The organism is Robiginitalea sp. SC105 (assembly GCF_014243345.1).
Classification (GTDB): domain Bacteria; phylum Bacteroidota; class Bacteroidia; order Flavobacteriales; family Flavobacteriaceae; genus Robiginitalea.
The window spans coordinates 1737687-1755873 of sequence record NZ_JACLZF010000001.1; the positions used below are offsets into that span (position 1 = coordinate 1737687).

17 protein-coding genes are annotated in these 18187 nt (G+C 57.9%); 4 read left to right on the forward strand and 13 right to left on the reverse strand.

Annotated elements, in window-relative coordinates; all coding sequences use genetic code 11:
- Positions 1-2: 2 nt before the first annotated feature.
- From H7F20_RS07705 to H7F20_RS07735, 7 genes are all read right to left on the reverse strand, one after another.
- Complete coding sequence (locus H7F20_RS07705; RefSeq protein WP_185785517.1) at positions 3-479, reverse strand: (2Fe-2S)-binding protein; 477 nt, start codon at positions 477-479, stop codon at positions 3-5.
- A gap of 187 nt (positions 480-666) precedes the next feature.
- Positions 667-2217 (reverse strand): carbon-nitrogen hydrolase family protein, encoded by a 1551-nt coding sequence (locus H7F20_RS07710; protein WP_185785518.1) that lies wholly within the window; start codon positions 2215-2217, stop codon positions 667-669.
- A 98-nt stretch (positions 2218-2315) separates the two neighbouring features.
- Positions 2316-3572: a M48 family metallopeptidase gene (locus tag H7F20_RS07715; RefSeq protein WP_185785519.1), complete on the reverse strand. Its 1257-nt coding sequence runs from the start codon at positions 3570-3572 to the stop codon at positions 2316-2318.
- Positions 3573-3653: 81 nt separating this feature from the next.
- The gene (locus tag H7F20_RS07720; protein WP_185785520.1) at positions 3654-4475 is read right to left on the reverse strand and encodes an RNA methyltransferase; all 822 of its coding nucleotides are present in this window, start codon (positions 4473-4475) and stop codon (positions 3654-3656) included.
- Between the two features lie 62 nt (positions 4476-4537).
- On the reverse strand, positions 4538-5824 hold the full coding sequence (locus tag H7F20_RS07725; protein WP_185785521.1) for an amidohydrolase family protein: 1287 nt from the start codon (positions 5822-5824) through the stop codon (positions 4538-4540).
- Positions 5825-5848: 24 nt separating this feature from the next.
- Positions 5849-8803, reverse strand: a complete 2955-nt coding sequence (locus H7F20_RS07730) for an amidohydrolase family protein (RefSeq protein ID WP_185785522.1) — start codon at positions 8801-8803, stop codon at positions 5849-5851.
- An 86-nt stretch (positions 8804-8889) separates the two neighbouring features.
- The gene (locus H7F20_RS07735) at positions 8890-10023 is read right to left on the reverse strand and encodes a DUF3810 domain-containing protein (protein WP_255444008.1); all 1134 of its coding nucleotides are present in this window, start codon (positions 10021-10023) and stop codon (positions 8890-8892) included.
- Positions 10024-10055: 32 nt separating this feature from the next.
- Here H7F20_RS07735 and H7F20_RS07740 point away from each other — a divergent pair, with 32 nt between their 5' ends.
- The gene (locus H7F20_RS07740; RefSeq protein WP_185785523.1) at positions 10056-11513 is read left to right on the forward strand and encodes an aminoacyl-histidine dipeptidase; all 1458 of its coding nucleotides are present in this window, start codon (positions 10056-10058) and stop codon (positions 11511-11513) included.
- A gap of 79 nt (positions 11514-11592) precedes the next feature.
- Here H7F20_RS07740 and H7F20_RS07745 read toward each other — a convergent pair whose 3' ends face one another.
- The 3 genes from H7F20_RS07745 to H7F20_RS07755 are packed head-to-tail and all read right to left on the reverse strand — an operon-like array spanning position 11593 to position 14291.
- On the reverse strand, positions 11593-12714 hold the full coding sequence (locus tag H7F20_RS07745; protein ID WP_185785524.1) for a peptidylprolyl isomerase: 1122 nt from the start codon (positions 12712-12714) through the stop codon (positions 11593-11595).
- Between the two features lie 3 nt (positions 12715-12717).
- Positions 12718-13275 (reverse strand): gliding motility-associated peptidyl-prolyl isomerase GldI, encoded by a 558-nt coding sequence (gene gldI, locus H7F20_RS07750; RefSeq protein WP_185785525.1) that lies wholly within the window; start codon positions 13273-13275, stop codon positions 12718-12720.
- The gene (locus H7F20_RS07755; protein ID WP_185785526.1) at positions 13272-14291 is read right to left on the reverse strand and encodes a bifunctional oligoribonuclease/PAP phosphatase NrnA; all 1020 of its coding nucleotides are present in this window, start codon (positions 14289-14291) and stop codon (positions 13272-13274) included. The genes gldI and H7F20_RS07755 overlap by 4 nt, the downstream gene beginning before the upstream one ends.
- 103 nt (positions 14292-14394) lie before the next feature.
- Here H7F20_RS07755 and H7F20_RS07760 point away from each other — a divergent pair, with 103 nt between their 5' ends.
- Positions 14395-14817 (forward strand): nucleoside-diphosphate kinase, encoded by a 423-nt coding sequence (locus tag H7F20_RS07760; protein ID WP_185785527.1) that lies wholly within the window; start codon positions 14395-14397, stop codon positions 14815-14817.
- Between the two features lie 164 nt (positions 14818-14981).
- On the opposite strand, the gene H7F20_RS07765 is transcribed toward H7F20_RS07760, so the two are convergent.
- From H7F20_RS07765 to H7F20_RS07775, 3 genes are read right to left on the reverse strand one after another with little or no spacing between them, the layout of a single operon-like run.
- Positions 14982-15275: a DUF721 domain-containing protein gene (locus H7F20_RS07765; RefSeq protein ID WP_185785528.1), complete on the reverse strand. Its 294-nt coding sequence runs from the start codon at positions 15273-15275 to the stop codon at positions 14982-14984.
- On the reverse strand, positions 15265-15717 hold the full coding sequence (locus H7F20_RS07770) for a hypothetical protein (protein WP_185785529.1): 453 nt from the start codon (positions 15715-15717) through the stop codon (positions 15265-15267). The genes H7F20_RS07765 and H7F20_RS07770 overlap by 11 nt, the downstream gene beginning before the upstream one ends.
- Positions 15698-16777 (reverse strand): DNA replication/repair protein RecF, encoded by a 1080-nt coding sequence (locus tag H7F20_RS07775; RefSeq protein ID WP_185785530.1) that lies wholly within the window; start codon positions 16775-16777, stop codon positions 15698-15700. Before H7F20_RS07775 ends, H7F20_RS07770 begins: the two co-directional genes overlap by 20 nt.
- Positions 16778-16894: 117 nt before the next feature.
- On the opposite strand from H7F20_RS07775, the gene H7F20_RS07780 reads away from it, so the two are divergent.
- Both H7F20_RS07780 and ribH read left to right on the forward strand, forming a co-directional pair.
- Positions 16895-17662, forward strand: a complete 768-nt coding sequence (locus H7F20_RS07780) for a tetratricopeptide repeat protein (protein WP_185785531.1) — start codon at positions 16895-16897, stop codon at positions 17660-17662.
- Positions 17662-18138 carry a 6,7-dimethyl-8-ribityllumazine synthase gene (ribH, locus tag H7F20_RS07785; RefSeq protein ID WP_185785532.1) on the forward strand — a complete coding sequence of 159 codons (477 nt, stop codon included), beginning with the start codon at positions 17662-17664 and terminating at the stop codon, positions 18136-18138. Before H7F20_RS07780 ends, ribH begins: the two co-directional genes overlap by 1 nt.
- The last annotated feature ends 49 nt before the right edge of the window (positions 18139-18187 follow it).

An 18187-nucleotide genomic window follows, 5' to 3' on the forward strand; every position in this document is an offset into this window, starting at 1 on the left:
TGCTATTGTTGTAAAGGGGTACCGTTTTCCGAGGCTATCCGGATCGCCTTTTCAATCCGCAGGTAGGTGCCGCACCGGCAGAGAATGGGACTCATATGCGCACGGATTTCCTCCCTTGTGGGACTGGGGTTCTGATCGAGTAATGCAGCGGCCTGCATGATCTGGCCTGACTGGCAGTAACCGCACTGGGGTGCCTGTGCTTCTATCCAGGCTTTTTGGAGGGGATGCTCTCCCGAACCGGATAGTCCCTCGATGGTCGTGATTTGCTGCCCGTTGGCGTAATCCTCCGCACGGAGGATGCATGCGCGCATCGGGCGGTTGTCTATGTGGATGGTACAGGCGCCGCACTGGGCGATGCCGCACCCGTATTTGGTTCCGGTAAGCCCCAGGTGTTCCCGGAGCACCCACAGCAGGGAAGTTCCGCTTTTGACCTCGGCTTCGAATTGCTCCTGGTTGATGTTGAAGGAAAGTTTGGCCATAGCTGATCAGATAAGGGAAATAAGATACAGAAAAAGATGCCCAAATGGGAATATCACCCCCTGAATTTGCACCGGGCCATTCAGGGGGCGGGCTGTCCGAAAACCCGGTACGGGATGTCCCCGGCTTCGCGGTACCGGGAGCGCATGTTCTTTCCCTGCGGCGGGTTCCCGATGAACTGCCCGGGAATCATTCTTCCTCTTTTGGCTTCTTTACCCGTTTTTTCTTCAATTCGAACAAATCCAGCCGGCGGTCCTTCAGGTTCCGGACACTGCCCAGTTGGTTCAGTTCGAGCAACAGGTCCATGTCCAGGTCGGCAATCAGTATCATTTCCGTATTCGGGGTTGCCTCCGCTTTGACCCCGTCCGAAGGGAAGGCAAAATCGCAGGGCGTCAATACGGCAGACTGCGCATATTGTATGTCCATGTTATGGACCTTGGGAAGGTTTCCGACGCTGCCGGCAATAGCCACGTAACACTCATTTTCAATGGCCCGCGCCTGGGCGCAGTTACGGACACGGGAATACCCGTTCTGGGTATCCGTGAGGAAGGGTACAAACAGGATGTCCAGGCCCTGATCTGCCAGTAACCGGCTGAGTTCGGGGAATTCGATGTCGTAGCAAATCAGGACGCCTACCTTGCCGCAATCCGTATCGAAGGACTGCAGGATATCGCCTCCCTGCATGCCCCACAACCGGGCCTCATCAGGGGTCATGTGCAACTTGTCATAGCGCTCGGTGGTTCCGTCCCGGCGGCACAGGTAGCCGGCATTATAGAGGAGGCCGTCCCTGATTTCGGGCATGCTGCCCGTGATGATGTTGATGTTGTAGGAGATAGCGAGTTCCGAAAAGCGGCGCATCACCTCCGGGGTATGCTGTGCCAGCATCCGGATGGCCTCCGCTTCCGGCAGGTGGTTGTAGGCTGCCATCAGGGGGGCATTGAAAAATTCGGGGAACAGGGCAAAATCCGAACGGTACTCGGAGACGGAGTCCAGGAAGTATTCGGCCTGTTGCATGACCCCGTCCAGGTCGCGGTAATGCCGCATCTGCCACTGGATCAGGCCCAGGCGGACCACTTTTTTCCGGGTAGTGGCCTTGCGGGTGGGCTTTTCGTAGTAGATATTGTCCCATTCCATCAGTACGGCAAACCCGTTGGAGTCCGAGTCGTCCTTCAGGTAGCCTTTCAGGATTTTGGAAGGGTGGAAGTCGTTGGCGATCTGGAAATTCAGGACCGGGTCGTCCAGTTCCTTGCGGCGTACCCGGTCGATGTATTGTTTGGGGGTGAGTTCTTCGGCATAGCGATGGTAATTCGGCATCCGGCCCCCGAAGGCGATGCCCTTGAGGTTCAGTTTTTCGGTAAGTTCCTTCCGGTAGTCATACAAACGCCGCCCCAGGCGGAGGCCCCGGAATTCAGGCTTGATAAATATATCAATCCCATAGAGTACATCCCCCTCGGGATGATGGGTGTTAAACGTGTCGTTCCCCGTGATGTCCTGGTAAGTGTGGGTGCCGTCCAGGAGCGCACTGTCGACAATGATCGAAAGGGCACAGCCCGCCAGGGAATTGTTTACCTTGATCACCACCTGGCCTTCCGGGAATTTTTTGATCAGCGACCGGATATCCCCTTTTTCCCAGTAGTCTTCCGGCATGCTCGGATACGCCTGTATCATGGCTTCCTTCAGCTCCTCGTAGTCCTTCATGGTGAGATACCGCAGCTCGATATTCTCAATATTCTGTTTCATTTCAATCATTGTATTCGGGAATTGGAACGCTGCAAAGGTAAGGCCTTCGCCCATTTCCGGGAGGGGTCCGGCGTCGAATTCTTCGCGATCCCCGGGGATTATCGCACTTTCCGCCCTTTTTCGGCATCCCGTAAATTCCGGATGCGGGCCGTCAGGGGCGGGTGGGAATACCGGACAAATACATAGGCCGGGTGGGGGGTGAGGTTGCTCAGGTGGTTGCGGGATAACTTCTTGAGGGAGCTGACCAGCGGTTCTGCGGCAAAGGTCTCCCGGGCAAAAGCGTCTGCCTCGAATTCAAATTTCCGGGAGAAGTAATTCATCACCAGGCCGGTGATTTCCGATATGGGGCTGTACAACAGGGCAAAGCTCAGCAGGGCGGCATGAAAACTCGGGCGGTCCACCCCGATGGCCAGGGAGAGTTCCGGGTGGTTGATGAACAGGGAAAGCACATACAGGGTTACCCCGGTAAGCGCCGCGGAGGTAAGCAGGTTGAACAGGATGTGGTTTCTTTTGTAATGCCCTACCTCATGGGCCAGCACGGCAACCACTTCCTGCTCCTCCAGATCCTTGATCAGCGTATCGTACAGGGTTACCCGCCGCTGGTTGCCGAAACCGGAAAAATAGGCATTGGCCTTCGTGGAACGACGGGAGCCGTCGATCACAAAGATTTTCTGGAGTTCAAAGCCCACCTGCCGGGCGTATTCGTAGATGCGGTCTTTCAGGGGCCCGTCCTCAAGGGGCTGTTGCCGGTTGAACAGGGGGACGATCAGGCGGCTGTAAAACAAATTCATGAATACGGTAAAGGCTGTAATGAGGATCCAGGCGTACACCCAGAAGCCCTGCCCGACCCACGCGTATAACCACATGACCAGGACCAGCATGCCGCCCCCGAAAACCATGGCGAGTGCCCAGCCTTTCAATTTATCCGTCCAAAAAAGGGCCGGGGTTTGCTTATTGAACCCGAACCGTTCCTCGATCACAAAGGTCTGGTAATAGGCGAAGGGCAAGCCCAGGATTTCCCCGCCCAGGAACAGCAGCCCGAAGAAGGTCAGGGCCTGCCCCACCGGGTGGGGGCTTACCGATGCGGCAAGGGAATCCAGCCATCCAAACCCCCCGGAAATCAGGAAAGCCAGGGTGATCAACAGGGAGGCTGTTGCGGCCAGCAGACCGAACCTGTAATTCACGGTTTTATAGGCCTGGGATTTTTGGTAGGCCTCCTGGTCGTAGAGGTCCCGTACCTCCTCGGGCATTGGATCCCCGAACCTCCGGGCATTGAGGTAGTCCAGGATCCGGTCTGCCAGGTAGTCCAGCAGGAGGATCCCGATAATCAGGTAGTAAAGTGCCTCAGCGGTCATAGGTTAGTTTTTGGCAGCGCATAAAATAGGTAAATTCTGACGGCAGGCACAAGAAATACGACCAGATACACCCCTGCCAGCCTATTTTTCGACAACGGGTGCGAATCCCCGTTGGCGGCAAGCCTCAAATATCAGTATGGCCGCTGCCACGGATACGTTCATCGAATCGATCTCGCCCCCCATGGGGATTTCCACGCATGCGGCCGCCTGCTCGGTCCAGCCCGGGGTCAGCCCGGTGGCCTCCGTGCCAACTGCGATGGCCGATGCCCCGGTAAAGTCTGCCCGGTCGTAGCGCACGGCCCCGCCCAGGCTCGCGGCAAAAATCCCGATATGCCTTTTTTTGAGGAAGTCCAGCACCTCTTCCGTGGTCCCGGTGGCCACCGGCACGGTGAAGAGGCACCCCACACTGGACCGGATCACGTTGGGGTTGTACAGGTCGCCCTGCATGTCCGCGACGATAACCGCATCAAGAGAGGCTGCATCGGCGGTTCGCAGCAGCGCCCCGAGGTTACCGGGTTTTTCCGGGGACTCCGCCACCAGGATCAGCGGTTGTTCCCGCCTGAACTCAAGGTCTCCGAGACGATGGCTTTTTGCCTCCATAAGCGCGATCACTCCTTCGGTCTTGCCGCGATATGCCACGTGCCGGTACACTTCCGGGCTGAGGCTGACCAGCGGGCACCCCGTGGTGCCCCCTAGTTGGTGCAGCTCTTCTACCGGCAGGATATCCGGGCAAAAATAGAGGGTCCGGATCCGGTACCCCCCCTTTAATGCGAGGCCCAACTCCCGATACCCCTCCAGCACAAACAGGCCGGATTTCCTGCGGTCCCGGGATTTCTGGCTCCAGTGCTGCAATTGCCGGATTTCCGGGTTCTGGATACTGCTGATATGCTTTTCGGACGCCATGGGCAATAAAAAAACGGAACAACATGAGAATTGTTCCGTTTCAAATATAGGGTTAATCCGGATTACTGTTGTCCGTACTTCCCGGCATAGCGCTTCCAGAGTTCCGTCTGGTGGGTCTCCAGGGAAATTTCGCGACCGTCGATAAATGCGTGGGTCAGTTTGTTGGTCCTCATATCCAGCGCGTCCCCTTCCGAAACGAACAGCGTGGCGCTTTTTCCCTGGGCCAGTGTCCCGTAGCGATCGTCTATCCCCAGGATCCGGGCTGTGTTCCCGGTGATCAGCTGGAGGGCCTTTTCCTTATCCAGGCCATAGCCGGCCACGTGTCCGGCATAAAAAGGGAGGTTCCGCGTCTGGAAATTGGCCATATCCTCGTTCTGCAACCCCACCAGGATGCCCGCATCGGCCAGTAATTTGGGGAGTTTGTAGGGGTGGTCATAGTCGTCGTCCGAGTATTCCGGGAGCATGTGCGGCTGGTTGACCAGTACCGGGATGTCGTTTTCCGTGAGGAAATCTGTCACCAGGTGGGCCTGGTAGCCACCCACCAGGACAATTTGCCGGATGCCTGCCTCTTTCAGGGCACTTACGGCGTCGATGATTTCCCGTTCCCCGTTGGCATAGGCGTAGAGGCGTTTGGAGCCGTCAAAGAGGCCCTGCATGGCTGCAAAGGCCGGGTTGAGGGGTGCATTGGCCCCTTTGCCGTAAGCCCGGGCATCCCGGATGAATTCCAGGATTTCCTGTTGGTCTTTTTCGTAGTCCTTATTCGGTCGCAGTCCACGGGGTTCCCCGGCCCACCAGCGACCCCTGCGGAAGGATTGGGGCCAGTGCAGGTGGATGCCGTCATCCGTTTTGACTGCGGCATCCTCCCAGTTCCAGGCATCGAACTGCACGATGGAGGACGTGCCGGAAATGGTGCCCCCCTGGGGCGTGACCTGGCCGAGCAGCACCCCGTTGGGGCGCATGCTCTCCACCACCTTGGATTCTGCATTGTAGGCGATCAGGCTGCGGACATGGGGGATCATCCCGCCAATTTCGTCCTCGTCGTCGGAAGGCCGGACTGCATCGATCTCTACGAGGCCCAGGGACTTGGCCGGGGCAATGATGCCCGGGTAGACGTGTTTGCCGGCCGCGTCGATCACTTTGCCGCTGGCGGCGACATCGGCTCCCACGGCGGTAATGGTCCCATTCTGGAAAACGATGGTACCGTCCTCAACGACAGTCCCGTCACCCAGGTGGAGCGTGGCCCCGGTTATACTGATGGTTTCGCTCTGGGCCGGGGCAGGGGTTTGTTGTGCCCCCAGGGTTCCCATGGCCAAAAGCATTAAGAGAAAAATGTTTTTATAGCGTTGCATACGTTTTGTTTTAAGTGTTCGGGATTACAGGCTGTCGCAGTGGAACCGTTCTTTCCGGCTCTGGCGCGGGGTTCGTTTGGACCCCCCGTCCTTTTCCTCGAGCATCATGTTGATGAGCGTGGTGCGATCGCGGTCGATGCGCTGACGGATCTGGGCATCCCTCTCCAGGTCAAAGTATGGGACCCCCTCGATATAGGTTTTTTCCGCCCTGGAATAAACGGCAAGGGGATTCCCTGACCAGAGTACCAGGTCCGCGTCCTTGCCTTCCGCAATGCTTCCCACCCGCTCGTCCAGGTGCAGGAGTTTTGCAGGGTTGATGGTGACCATCTTCCACGCTTCCTCTTCGGACATGCCCCCGTACTTGACGGTTTTGGCAGCCTCCTGGTTCAGGCGGCGGGACATCTCTGCGTCGTCGCTGTTGATGGCGGTGGTCACCCCGGCCCGCGACATGATGGCGGCGTTGTAAGGGATGGCATCATTTACCTCGAACTTGTAGGCCCACCAGTCGCTGAAGGTAGACCCCCCAACACCGTGTTCGGCCATTTTGTCGGCTACCTTGTAGCCTTCAAGGATGTGGGTGAAGGTGTTGACCCGGAAGCCCATTTTCTCGGCCACTTTCATCAGCATGTTGATTTCGCTCTGCACATAGGAGTGGCAGGAAATAAACCGTTCCCCCCTGAGGATTTCTGCCAGGGTTTCCATTTCCTCGTCGTGGCGGTAGGGTTCCCCCGAATCCTTTTTGGCCTGGTATTCCCTGGCACGCTGGAAATAGTTCAGGAAGACCTGTTCCACGCCCATACGCGTCTGCGGGAACCGCTCATAGCTCTGCCAGTTGCTCTGCTTGACGTTCTCCCCCAGGGCAAATTTGATAAACTTCGGCATTTCCTGGTACAGCATTTCGGATGCCGGTCGGCCCCACTTCAGCTTCAGGATGGCGGACTGGCCCCCGATGGGGTTGGCGGATCCGTGCAGAAGCTGTATGGAGGTAACACCTCCGGCCAGGTCGCGGTAAATATCCACGTCTTCCGGATCCACTACGTCCGACATCCGCACTTCCGCCGAAGAATTGTGGCCGGCTTCATTGATGGCCACGGCGGCCAGGTGGCTGTGCTCGTCGATGATCCCGGCCGTCAGGTGTTTCCCGGTGGCATCGATGACGTGTGCCCCGCCCGCGCTCAGGTCCTGCCCGATTCGGGCAATCCTGCCTTTGCGGACCAGGACATCCGTGTTTTCCAGGATACCGGCGTCCTCACTGGTCCAAACCGTTGCGTTCCTGAACAGTACGTCTTCCTGGGTCGGCGGGCTTGCGTAGCCATAACCGACATTCGGGTAGGTCAATGGGAGCACTTCGGGGGTTTTTGCGGAAGCGCCTTCCGGATCCGAATCCGAATCCCCCGCCTCAAATGGCTTGGTCAGGCGGGCAGTGAACCTGCTCTCATTGCCGTTGGGCAAAACGCCCTTGCCCTGCAGGTTGTCCGAGCTTTCGCTTACACGGGCCGTCATCCGGTAACGCTCGCCGGTATCGTTGAAGCTGATGTCCACCCAGTCCCCGCTGTAATTCAGGTTGGATTTGAGTTCGGCAGTGTCCCGCATCACCTTGATGCTAGGGGAGGCGGCCTTCCCGGTCAGACTCAGGGTAAAGGATTTCCCGCCCGCGTTCAGGGCGTATTCGCCCCGGATGTCCTTGCGGTCCATATCCTCCAGGATATCGCGGTTTCCCCGCACCCAGTTTTCATACAGGGTGGTGGTTTCATCGAAAACGGGACCGGAGGTGATCAGGAAGTTGGCGAGACGCCCTGGCTGCAGGGATCCGATCTGCCCGCTTTTGCCGAGCAGCCTGGCCGGGGTGGTCGTCAGTGCCTCCAGTGCCTGTTGTTCCGTAAGCCCGTGGGCCATGGCCTTGCGGACCTTCTCGTGGAAGTCCGATTCCTTGGAAAGGCCGTGGAGGGTAAAGGCAAAGGTAATCCCGTTATCAGCGAGTACCTTCGGGTTGGTGGGCGCCTGGTTCCAGTGCTTCATGTCCTCGAGGCTCACGATTTTAGCCTCGTAGGGGTTGGATACGTCAAAGGCATCGGGGAAATTCAGGGGTACCACCAGGGAAGCCCCGGCAGCTTTTATCTGACCGATGTTCTCGTATTCCTGCCCGCCTGCCAGGATCACGTAATTCACGCCAAAGGCATCCCCGATGCCGTCTGCGCGCAGGACGTTGTTTTTGTCCCCGGCCGCGAAGAACTGTACCATCCCCTTGTTGGCGTTCAGTGCTTCCAGGGAGCGGTCGGTGTTGGAGGTATTCCCTTTGGCATACCAGTCGGCATCGTAATACATCTGCCGGAGCAGGGCCATGGCCCCCATCAGGGAGGTCGGGTAAGACTGTCGGGAGGTCACGCTTTTCTCAAAGGAAAAATACTGCCCGGAGCCGTCGTCCAGTACCCGGCGCGCATCATCGTCGGAATCGCTGAGGGTCAGCAGGATTCCGGTACCCCGTGCAATCCCGTCATGGACATGGCTGTTGACCACCCCGAAACCCGCTTTTCGCAGGGTTTGTGCCTTGGTCTTGTCGAACTGGTAGGCTTCGATGGCCTGTTGTTCGGGCCGGATGTGGTCGTTCCAGTAAAAACCATCCCGGCTGGCATCGTATTGGGACGTGCGACCGGAACCCTGGGCGCGTTTGGGTTCCTGGATTCCGAATCCGGAAAAGATGTCGATAAAGGAAGGGTAGATGTATTTTCCGCTGAGGTCGATCACCACGCTGTTTTCCGGTACCCGTACAGCGGCACCTGCCTGCACGACCAACCCCTTCCGGATGAGCAGTGTCCCGTTTTCGACCACCTGGCCGGGCGCTATTTGGATCCGGGCATTTGTGAGCGCGGTATAGTTTTCGTTGGACGCTTTTACACCGTCGTTTTTGGGGAAATATTCCTGAGCAAAAGCGAACATCCCCAGCCCCATGAAGGCCAGGAGGGAGAGTCTCCATTTCATAAAATTCGGTAGTTTATTGGATTAGCGGTCTAAAAATAGAATAATCCGTATGCAAGCCCCGGGCAGGTGCCTACTTTAACAAATTTTTAGGGACCGTCCGGATCCGGTGTTATCTGAAGCTCCTGGCGGTGGTAATCGACCAACAGGGATACCACGCGGTTGTAGCTTTTTATGCCGTCTTTTTGGCGGTTGACTTCCAGATACCGGTTGAACAGGGCCTTGAAAACCGGCTCAAGAGGGTTTTCGTACGCTTCCCAGAAAGCCTGCATCTGGGCGTAGTTGGCACGGACCCCTGCATTGAGGGTACCTACGATTTGCTTTCGCTCCAGGCTGTCGCGCCGGTCGATCTCTGCCAGGCAGTATCCCAGGCCGTAAGCTGCAGCCGTATACCGGAAATAAGGATCCGGGTTGCGCTCGGTAACCAGGTAGCCGATGAAATTGGTTTCGTTTTCCGCCGAATACCCCAGTTGGTGGCCTACTTCATGCCCGCAGACAACGGGATAGCGGAAAAGCGGCAGGCGCGCATTCACCTGGGCCTCGGCGGTAAACGGGTTCAGGTACCCGCCGTAACCCATATAGGTCAGCGCGGTGCTGATCAGGGAATTCTTCAGGCTTGGGTGGCGGTAGCGGAACCCGGGAAATTCCTCCCCCAGGCTTTGATAGGCGTCGATGGTCTTTTGGCGAATCTCTGCTTCGGAGTAGGGCAATTCCACCGGGGATATTGAATCGCCGCTGAGGGACTGCTGCAATGCATTGGCCCGCAGGGCGAGGAACCGGGCGGTTTGTGACAGCTCTTCCCCGGTGTAGGTCTCCTTCATGCCCAGGTGTTCCCCCAGGGGAACCCGGAAGTAATTCATGCCCCACAGGAGGTAAAAGGTAAAATGCAACACAGCAAAACCCGCTGCCAGGTCCCGCAGGAAGCCAGCAAAGTTTTTGCGGATGGCAGAGCGATTGCGGACCAGCCAGACGAAGAACGCGCCCAGGAGCCCCAGGTATAATAGGTCTCCCACGGAAAACGGCACCCAGCCATAGAGCCCGCGGAAAAACCCGGAAAGGTAGGGGTACAGGCCCCTGCTGTACCACTGTTCCACCCATTCGGGAGATGCGGCCATCCAGCGGATTAGCAGGAACTGCAGGGGCAGGGACAGGGCAATGATATTCTTGAGCCGTTTATGCATGCCCCCAAAAATAGCTATTTCACGCGGGTAGCTAACGGGCATTCGCTATTTTTACCCCACAGAAAGATAATACCATGGAAGAATTACTGACCCGGGCCGAACCGGGACGCGTCTGGAAGCATTTCGAAGCTCTGAGTGCGGTACCCAGGCCCTCCAAGGGGGAGGGGCGCATCATTGCCTTTGCCATGGAGTTTGGCCACGGACTGGGCCTGGAAACGATGCGGGATGAGGTGGGCAACGTGCTTATCCGAAAGCCGGCCAGCCCGGGAAGGGAGCAGGCCCCGGGGGTAATCCTTCAGGCCCATCTGGATATGGTCCACCAGAAGAACGATGCCACAGAGTTCGATTTTGAAACCGAGGGGATCCGGCTTTACCGGGACGGGGACTGGGTTCGAGCCCGAGGGACTACACTGGGGGCGGATAACGGACTGGGGGTGGCTGCCATCATGGCCGTCCTTGAGGCCGATGACCTGGAGCACCCTCCCCTGGAAGCCCTTTTCACCATCGATGAGGAAACGGGGATGACCGGCGCCAAGGGGCTCAGGCCCGACTGGTTGCGGGGCCGTATCTTATTGAACCTGGATACGGAAGAAGACGACGAGCTCAGTGTGGGCTGTGCAGGGGGCGTGGACGTGTCGGGCACCTCCGGCTATGATCCGGAAAGCGTTCCCGGAGGCCAGCTCGGTATGGAAATCCTGGTCAGGGGATTGCAGGGCGGCCACAGCGGGATGGATATCCACAAGGGGCTTGGCAATGCCAACAAACTCCTCGGCCGGCTGCTGTATGCCTGCCGTCAGGAGGCAACCTTCGGCCTGGCCGGTTTCAGCGGGGGGAACCTGCGCAATGCCATCCCCAGGGAATCCCGGGCGCTGCTTGCCCTGGACCCTGCCTCGGAGGCCGCCATCAGGGCTGCCCTGGAACGGGAGCGGGAGGCCGTGCTGGCTGAATTCGGCCCGGTGGAACCCGGATTGGAAATATTATTCAGTAAGGCGCATACCCCAGAGGCTGTCATGCCCGGGGCAGATGCGGACCGCTTTCTGCGATGCCTGGAAGGCCTGCACAATGGGGTGGTTGCGATGAGCGCGGAATTCCCGGGCCAGACCGAGACATCCAACAATGTTGCCCGGGTGGAAGCCGGTTCGGGGGAACTTCAGATCGGCTGCCTGGCCCGGTCCTCCCGCGAAGGGGCCAAGGCCGCAGTAGTTCGCAGGCTGGAGGCGGTGTTCTCCCTGGCGGGTTTCCGGATGGAGACCAGCGGGGACTACCCGGGCTGGGAACCCGAACCGGAATCCCGGATCCTGGAACTGCTCCTGGAGCGGTACAAGGCGCTGTTCGGCAGGGAGCCCCATGTACTTGCCGGCCATGGTGGCCTCGAATGCGGAATCATCAGGGACAAGTACCCGGACCTGGATATGATCAGTTTCGGGCCGACGATCCGGGGTGCACATTCCCCGGACGAACGGGCAAACGTACCCTCCACGGTCAAATTCTGGAAACTGCTCAAGGACGTCCTCTCACGCATCGGCACATAGGAGCCCCAATTGGCAGGACAAATAAAAAAACCCGGTTTCGAAACCGGGTTTATTATTAGCATTGTATCCGATGCGGGGTTTATTCCCCTCCCTGAATCCCGAGTATTTCCAGGTCAAAAACCATGGATGCGCCAGGGGGGACCGGGCCGTTGCCCTGTTCGCCATACGCCAGGTGGGACGGGATGAAGACGCGCCATTTGTCGCCTACCTCCATCAACAATAGCGCTTCCTTGAACCCGGCAATCAGTTGGGTATCCGGGCTGTACGGCATCGGATAGGGGGTAAGAGCCCCGCGGTGCATCTGCACCAGCTGGTCGAGCATCCCGAATTCCCTGGCAACCGATTCTTCCGAACTGTCAATCAGGGTGCCGTCCTCGAGCCAGCCGGAGTAATTGACCAGTACCATGTCCCCGATGGCCGGTTTGGGGCCTTCCCCCTCATTGACCACCTTGTAGGAAAGCCCGGAGGGCAGGCTTGTTGCTTCCGCCTTCTGGCTGGCGAATTCCGCCGCTGCATTTTCCAGCTTCTCGCGTTGCGCGGCTTCCGCTGCCTCCTCCTGTGCAAAATAGTTCTCCATGACGGCCACTGCGTCAAAGTCCCTGGCATCCTTGCCCTTGCGGACAATCTCCACCTTTTCCATCAACACGGAATCCACCGGCTTGTTGTTGCCCGGTTCCACAGTTACGGCGGCTATGGAATCCACTACTTCGATGCCCTTGACGACTTCCCCGAAAACCGTGTGTATTCCATCCAGCCAGGGGGTGGGCGCATGGGTGATGAAAAACTGGCTGCCGTTGGTCTTGGTGCCCCCGGAGTTGGCCATCGAGAGGATCCCCTTCCGGTCGTGGACCAGCGAATCCACAATTTCGTTGGAAAACCGGTAGCCGGGCGTACCGCGTCCGGTACCGGTCGGATCCCCTCCCTGAATCATGAAGTCTTTCATGACCCGGTGGAAGGAAACCCCGTCATAATAGGGTTTGCCCTTGAATTCCTCACTGACAAACGGGCTGGTCCCCTCGGCCAGGGTCACGAAATTCGCAACCGTCACCGGGGTTTTTTCATATTCGAGGCGCAGGATGATCTCGCCCTCTGAGGTCTGCATCTCGGCGTACAGGCCATCGCCCAGGTCGGCGTATTGATTGGATTTGCAACCGGTGGCCAGCAGGGCCAGAAGAAACAGAATGGAAAAGGTGTATTTCATATCTTAGGGTTTGAGTGATAGGGTATCGGATTCTTTTTCGATTTGCAACAGGGTCAGCGTACTTTGTACCGGGACATTCGGGCCGATGCGTTCCTGGTCCCCGTGGTACCCGAAGGCCAGGGATGACGGGAAGAAAAATACCGCGCTTTCCCCTTCCTGCAGGAGCTTCACGCTGTTCCTGAGTCCGGGGAACAACTCCTGTTTGTCCACCTTGTAACGCACCAGTCCAATCTCGTCCCGGGTGTACAGCGTATCGTTTTCCCAGGTGCGGATATCGTAGGTAAGCGTAACCAGGTCGTCCGGTCGGGGGGTATAGCCTCCGGTATCGCCCTTTTGCAGGTAGTAGTACCGGGAACCGCTTTCACTGTTGATATAGGTATGCAGGCTGTCCCGCGCAACCAGCTCGTCCAGCCAGGCCTGTTCCTGATCCAGCAGCCGTTTATTTCGCTCTGCAGAGAGTTTTAAAAAGGACCCGGCCTTCCGGGTGACCGGCCAGCGCACCTCGGGTTCCCCGCAACTGACGGTCAGTACTGCCAGCAAAGCCAATAGTCGCGTTTTCATGGATTGGATAGTTTTTCCTGGTATTCGGGAAGCAGGGCCTCAAAGCGCCGCGTGGTCTCCTCCAGGGGGGCCTCGCTCCGGCCACCGGCCGCATTGATATGGCCACCGCCATTGAAATGCGTGCGGGCCATATCGTTGACGGAGAACGACCCCCGGGACCTCAGGGAGATCTTGATGATCCCTTCTTCCCGGCTTTCGATAAAAATGGCCGCCAGCACCATGCCCGAGATGGACAAACCGTAATTCACGAACCCCTCCGTATCCCCCTTGCGGTAGTCGCAGCTGTCGAGTTCTTCCTGGGAAAGGGTGATGTAGGCAGTGTTGTAGGGCTCCAGGATCCGCATGTTTTTCAGGGCAATACCCAGCAGCCGCAGGCGTTCGGGCCTGTTGGTGTCGAATATCTGCCGGTGGATCTCCGTATGGTCTGCCCCGCGTTCCATCAACAGGGCAGCCACCCGGAGGGTTTCCGGGCTGGTGGAGGCAAATTTAAAGGAACCGGTATCGGTGAGGATCCCGGCATAGAGGCAGGCTGCCGTTTGAGGGGAAAGCACCTGGGCACCGTCCAGTGCAACGATGGTATTGTAGATCATCTCGCAGGTGGAACTCATGGAAACATCCGAATACCGGATGTCTGCATAATCTTCCGGGCTCTGGTGGTGGTCGATCATCACCATGCGGGCCTCTGCACCTTTCAGTGCCTCCTCCATGGGACCGGTCCGGTCCAGCGCATTGAAATCGAGGGTGAAGATCAGGGTGGCTTCCCGGATGAGCGCTTCCACGCGTTCCTGCTCTTTGCAATAGTAGGCGACTTCCCCGGCCCCGGGCATCCATTTCAGGAAAGCCGGAAATTCGTTAGGGGAGGCAACGGTAACCGCCTGCTGGGTTCTGAGCAGGAAATGCTGCAGGCCCAGGCAGGCCCCCATGGCATCGCCATCGGGGTTTTTATGTGGAATAAGCAGGATGCGCTGGGGGGTAGATAACCAGTGTCGCAGCGTACGGGCATCTTCACAATTCATGCGTGCAAAGATACAACTAATTCAAAAGAAGACCGATTGGCGCACTGTCATTTCTGTTGGTGGTTGGGGTAATAAAGTGTACTTTTGCCCAAAATTTTTTGAAATGACTGGAAACAGAACCTTTACCATGATCAAACCGGATGCGGTTGAGAACGGGCATATCGGGCCGATCCTGGAAAAGATCACCGCAGCGGGGTTCCGCATTGTGGCCATGAAATACACCCAGCTGAGCCGGCGCGATGCGAAGGAATTTTATGCCATCCATAAGGAGCGCCCGTTTTTCGGGGAGCTCGTCGATTTCATGACCCGGGGTCCGATCGTTTCGGCCATCCTGGAAAAGGACAACGCCGTGGAGGATTTCCGTGCCCTCATCGGTGCCACCAACCCGGCAGAAGCCGCAGAGGGAACCATCCGGAAGTTGTTCGCCTCGGATATCGCCGAGAATGCGATCCACGGTTCGGACAGCGATGCCAACGCGGAAATCGAAGGGGCCTTCCACTTTTCAGGGCGGGAAATCTATTCCTAGGCAAGCAGGCCCAGGTTCGGCCCCCTGTGGGTCCAAACACCCGTGAATCCCCCCGGTTGTGGGGGAGGCCTTCTAAACCGCCAATGTATACCCAACCCGACCTTCCCGGTCGGGTTTTTTATTGGGATACCGGTTTTTCCACTATTGCAGCACCAGTTCTTCCCCTATTGCAGTACCAGTTTTTCCACCAGCTCCCGACCCATCCGCTCGTTTAGCATGTCGATTATCCTGGAGGTGCCCAGGCTGAGTTCCTCCCGCAACACCGAGGAGCCCAGGGAGACGTAGAGGGTGCCCCCCCTCAGCTGCACGCGGCGCGTATATCCGGCTACCCCGGGACCGAGGACTTCCTTCCATGCCTCGGCAATATTTACCTGGTCGATGCCCTTTTGCAGCCCGCGTTGTTTCAGGAAGTCCTTCAGGGCATCCCCCAGGGATTGCTTGTCGTCTTTACGGGCCATCGGTTCCGGGTATTTGCAGGGGTTCATAGCGGGCGTATTCAAAGAGGAGGCCGGCCGGGCTCCGGAGGGCGAGGGACCCGGGCCTGAGCTCCTCGATCTCCTCCTCCCAGCTGCCTTCATCCCCCTCAAAAACGAGGAAGAACCTGCCATCCCTTTCCAGGACCTGCAGGGGAAGGGCGTCGTCGGAGGTCTGAAACGTGCCGTCCGCGTTGGGCTGTAGCTTTTTGCGATAGCCGGTCGTACCGTCGAGGTTGAAGTAATCGATGGTCGGGTTCACCACGTAGTCCTTGTTGTTGCCATCCGGGAAGACGACCTCACGGATTTCCCAATAGCCCTGCAGGTACTGGAGGTCCGATGTGGAAACGCCGTTTCCGCAGGCCGTTGCCAGCAGCAGGATCAGCAGGATCGGCAGGCGCCGCGGGTCAAAGTTCGATAAACGCATAGCTCTGGTGTATTTTTTTTACCACCGCCTCGGTGCGGTCGGCATGGGTGTCGCTGATGAATATCTGACCGAACAGGTCCTGGTTGACCAGGCTGATAATGTGGGCTACCCGGTGCTCGTCGAGTTTGTCGAAAATATCGTCCAGCAGGAGGATTGGGGTACCGGGACGGCGGGCCTTCATAAACTGGAACTGCGCAAATTTCAGGCTGATCAGGAAGGATTTCTGCTGGCCCTGGCTGCCGAATTTCTTGATCGGATGCCCGGCGATGTCCATGCGGAGGTCGTCCTTGTGGATCCCCTGGGTAGTGTACTGCAACAGCCGGTCTTTCTCCAGGCTGGAGGCGAACAGTTCCTCCAGGGGGGCCTCGCCCAACTGGCTTTCGTAAGTCAGGGACACTGCCTCGTCCCCCCCGGAGATGGCCCGGTATTGTTCCCCAAAAATGGGTTGGAATTCCGACATGAAGGCCTGCCGTTTTTGGTGGATCCGCGTGCCCAGACCGGCAAGCTGGAGGTTGTAAACGCCCAGTGTATCCGGGTCAAAGCGGTGGTTTGCCGCGAAGTATTTCAGCAGTGCATTGCGCTGGGAGACGATTTTGTGGTAATCCAGCACGTCCTGCAGGTAGGCGCGGTCCGACTGGGAGATCACCCCGTCCATGAATTTCCTCCGGGTTTCGCTCCCTTCCAGGATGAGGTCCCGGTCGGCCGGGGAGACGATCACCAGGGGGACGTTCCCGATGTGTTCCGACAAGCGGTCGTAGGCCTTGTCGTTGCGCTTGAGGACCTTGCGGGCCCCTTTTTTGAAACTGCAGACGATATGCTCTGTTTCCCCTTCCCGGTCAAAGACCCCGTCGATCACGAAGAAGTCTTCCCCGTGGCGGATGTTCTGTGTGGTGACCGGGTTGAAGTAACTCTTGCCAAAAGCCAGGTGGTATATGGCATCCAGTACGTTGGTCTTCCCGATGCCATTGGGCCCCACCAGGCAATTTATCTTATTGTCGAAGGAGAAATCCCGGGACTCGAAATTCTTGTAATTCAGTAAGGATAAGCGGTTTAAATGCATGTGATTCAGCTCGGCACCCGGGAGGAGCGTTCCGGGCAAATTATTCAAAAATAACGAATAAATTGCCTTTCGGTTTTGGATAAAACCCTTATTTTTGCGCGACCAATATTACAAAAAATGGCGACATACAAAAAGCGCGGGCACAAGCCTAAAAATAAGGCAGAGGCAACCGAGCAGCAGCAACACGAGAGCACCACGGCAGAGGTCTTCAGCACGCTCGACAGCAGTGCATCCCGGACCGAGCAGTGGGTGGCCCGCAACCAGAATTACATCCTGGGGGTCATCGGCGTGATCGCCGTTGGGGTACTCGGGTTCCTGGGGTACCAGCAGTTCATTCAGAAGCCCCGGGAGGAAGCGGCCAGCAACGAACTTTTTTACCCGCTCCAGTATTTTCGCCAGGCACAGCAGAGCGAAACCGCCACGGATTCCCTCTACACCCTTGCCCTGAACGGGGCAGAGGGCAAATACGGGCTTATCGACATCGTCGATGAATACTCCGGCACGGAAGCGGCCAACCTCGCGCGCTATGCCGCCGGGGTCTCCTACCTGCAACTCAACCAGTACGACCAGGCCATCAACTACCTGGAGGATTATTCCTCGGAAGACGCTATCCTGGGGGCAGTAAGCCTTGGTTCCATCGGGGACGCCTTCATGCAGCTCGGCCAGCCGGACGAAGCGCTCAGTTACTACGAAAAGGCCCTTGCTCACGATACCAACGACTTTACCACCCCCCTCTACCTGCAGAAGGCCGGGGTTACCGCCCTGGAAATGCAGCGGTACGACAAGGCAGTGGATTACTTCAGCCGGATTCGGGACAGTTATCCACAGTCTGCCCAGGCCTCAGGGGTCGAAGCCCTTATCGGCATGGCCAAAAAGGGGAGCTGATGGCTACCTCTGGAAAAGACCTGTCGGCCTATGACAAGGAGGACCTCCCGGATACGGGGGGGATGCGGATCGGCCTGGTCGTATCCGAATGGAATCCTGAAATCACCGAAGCACTTTACCAGGGGGCCTACGATGCCCTGATCGATTGCGGCCTGAGCGACGACCGTATCCTGCGGTGGCGTGTCCCTGGGAGCTTTGAGCTCGCTTTCGGCTGCAAACGGATGATCGAACGGGAGCGCCCCGATGCGGTCATTGCCATCGGGAGCGTGATCCGGGGGGAAACCGCCCACTTCGATTTTGTATGCCATGCAACTGCCGCCGGTATCAAGGACCTGAATATCCGCATGGAGGTCCCGGTCATCTTCTGCGTGCTGACCGACGATACCATGGAGCAGGCCCGCGACCGCAGTGGGGGCCGGCATGGGAACAAGGGCACCGAGGCGGCCATCGCGGCCCTCAAGATGGCAGCCCTTTAATCGGAAGCCAGAAGTCCGGCACGTCCCTGTTAACAATTTTTGGCACGCG

Coding starts and splice junctions, on each gene's coding strand:
- H7F20_RS07705 (WP_185785517.1), bottom strand. CDS start 479: ATGGCCAAACTTTCCTTCAACATCAACCAGGAGCAATTCGAAGCCGAG.
- H7F20_RS07710 (WP_185785518.1), bottom strand. CDS start 2,217: ATGAAACAGAATATTGAGAATATCGAGCTGCGGTATCTCACCATGAAG.
- H7F20_RS07715 (WP_185785519.1), bottom strand. CDS start 3,572: ATGACCGCTGAGGCACTTTACTACCTGATTATCGGGATCCTCCTGCTG.
- H7F20_RS07720 (WP_185785520.1), bottom strand. CDS start 4,475: ATGGCGTCCGAAAAGCATATCAGCAGTATCCAGAACCCGGAAATCCGG.
- H7F20_RS07725 (WP_185785521.1), bottom strand. CDS start 5,824: ATGCAACGCTATAAAAACATTTTTCTCTTAATGCTTTTGGCCATGGGA.
- H7F20_RS07730 (WP_185785522.1), bottom strand. CDS start 8,803: ATGAAATGGAGACTCTCCCTCCTGGCCTTCATGGGGCTGGGGATGTTC.
- H7F20_RS07735 (WP_255444008.1), bottom strand. CDS start 10,023: ATGCCCGTTAGCTACCCGCGTGAAATAGCTATTTTTGGGGGCATGCAT.
- H7F20_RS07740 (WP_185785523.1), top strand. CDS start 10,056: ATGGAAGAATTACTGACCCGGGCCGAACCGGGACGCGTCTGGAAGCAT.
- H7F20_RS07745 (WP_185785524.1), bottom strand. CDS start 12,714: ATGAAATACACCTTTTCCATTCTGTTTCTTCTGGCCCTGCTGGCCACC.
- gldI (WP_185785525.1), bottom strand. CDS start 13,275: ATGAAAACGCGACTATTGGCTTTGCTGGCAGTACTGACCGTCAGTTGC.
- H7F20_RS07755 (WP_185785526.1), bottom strand. CDS start 14,291: ATGAATTGTGAAGATGCCCGTACGCTGCGACACTGGTTATCTACCCCC.
- H7F20_RS07760 (WP_185785527.1), top strand. CDS start 14,395: ATGACTGGAAACAGAACCTTTACCATGATCAAACCGGATGCGGTTGAG.
- H7F20_RS07765 (WP_185785528.1), bottom strand. CDS start 15,275: ATGGCCCGTAAAGACGACAAGCAATCCCTGGGGGATGCCCTGAAGGAC.
- H7F20_RS07770 (WP_185785529.1), bottom strand. CDS start 15,717: ATGCGTTTATCGAACTTTGACCCGCGGCGCCTGCCGATCCTGCTGATC.
- H7F20_RS07775 (WP_185785530.1), bottom strand. CDS start 16,777: ATGCATTTAAACCGCTTATCCTTACTGAATTACAAGAATTTCGAGTCC.
- H7F20_RS07780 (WP_185785531.1), top strand. CDS start 16,895: ATGGCGACATACAAAAAGCGCGGGCACAAGCCTAAAAATAAGGCAGAG.
- ribH (WP_185785532.1), top strand. CDS start 17,662: ATGGCTACCTCTGGAAAAGACCTGTCGGCCTATGACAAGGAGGACCTC.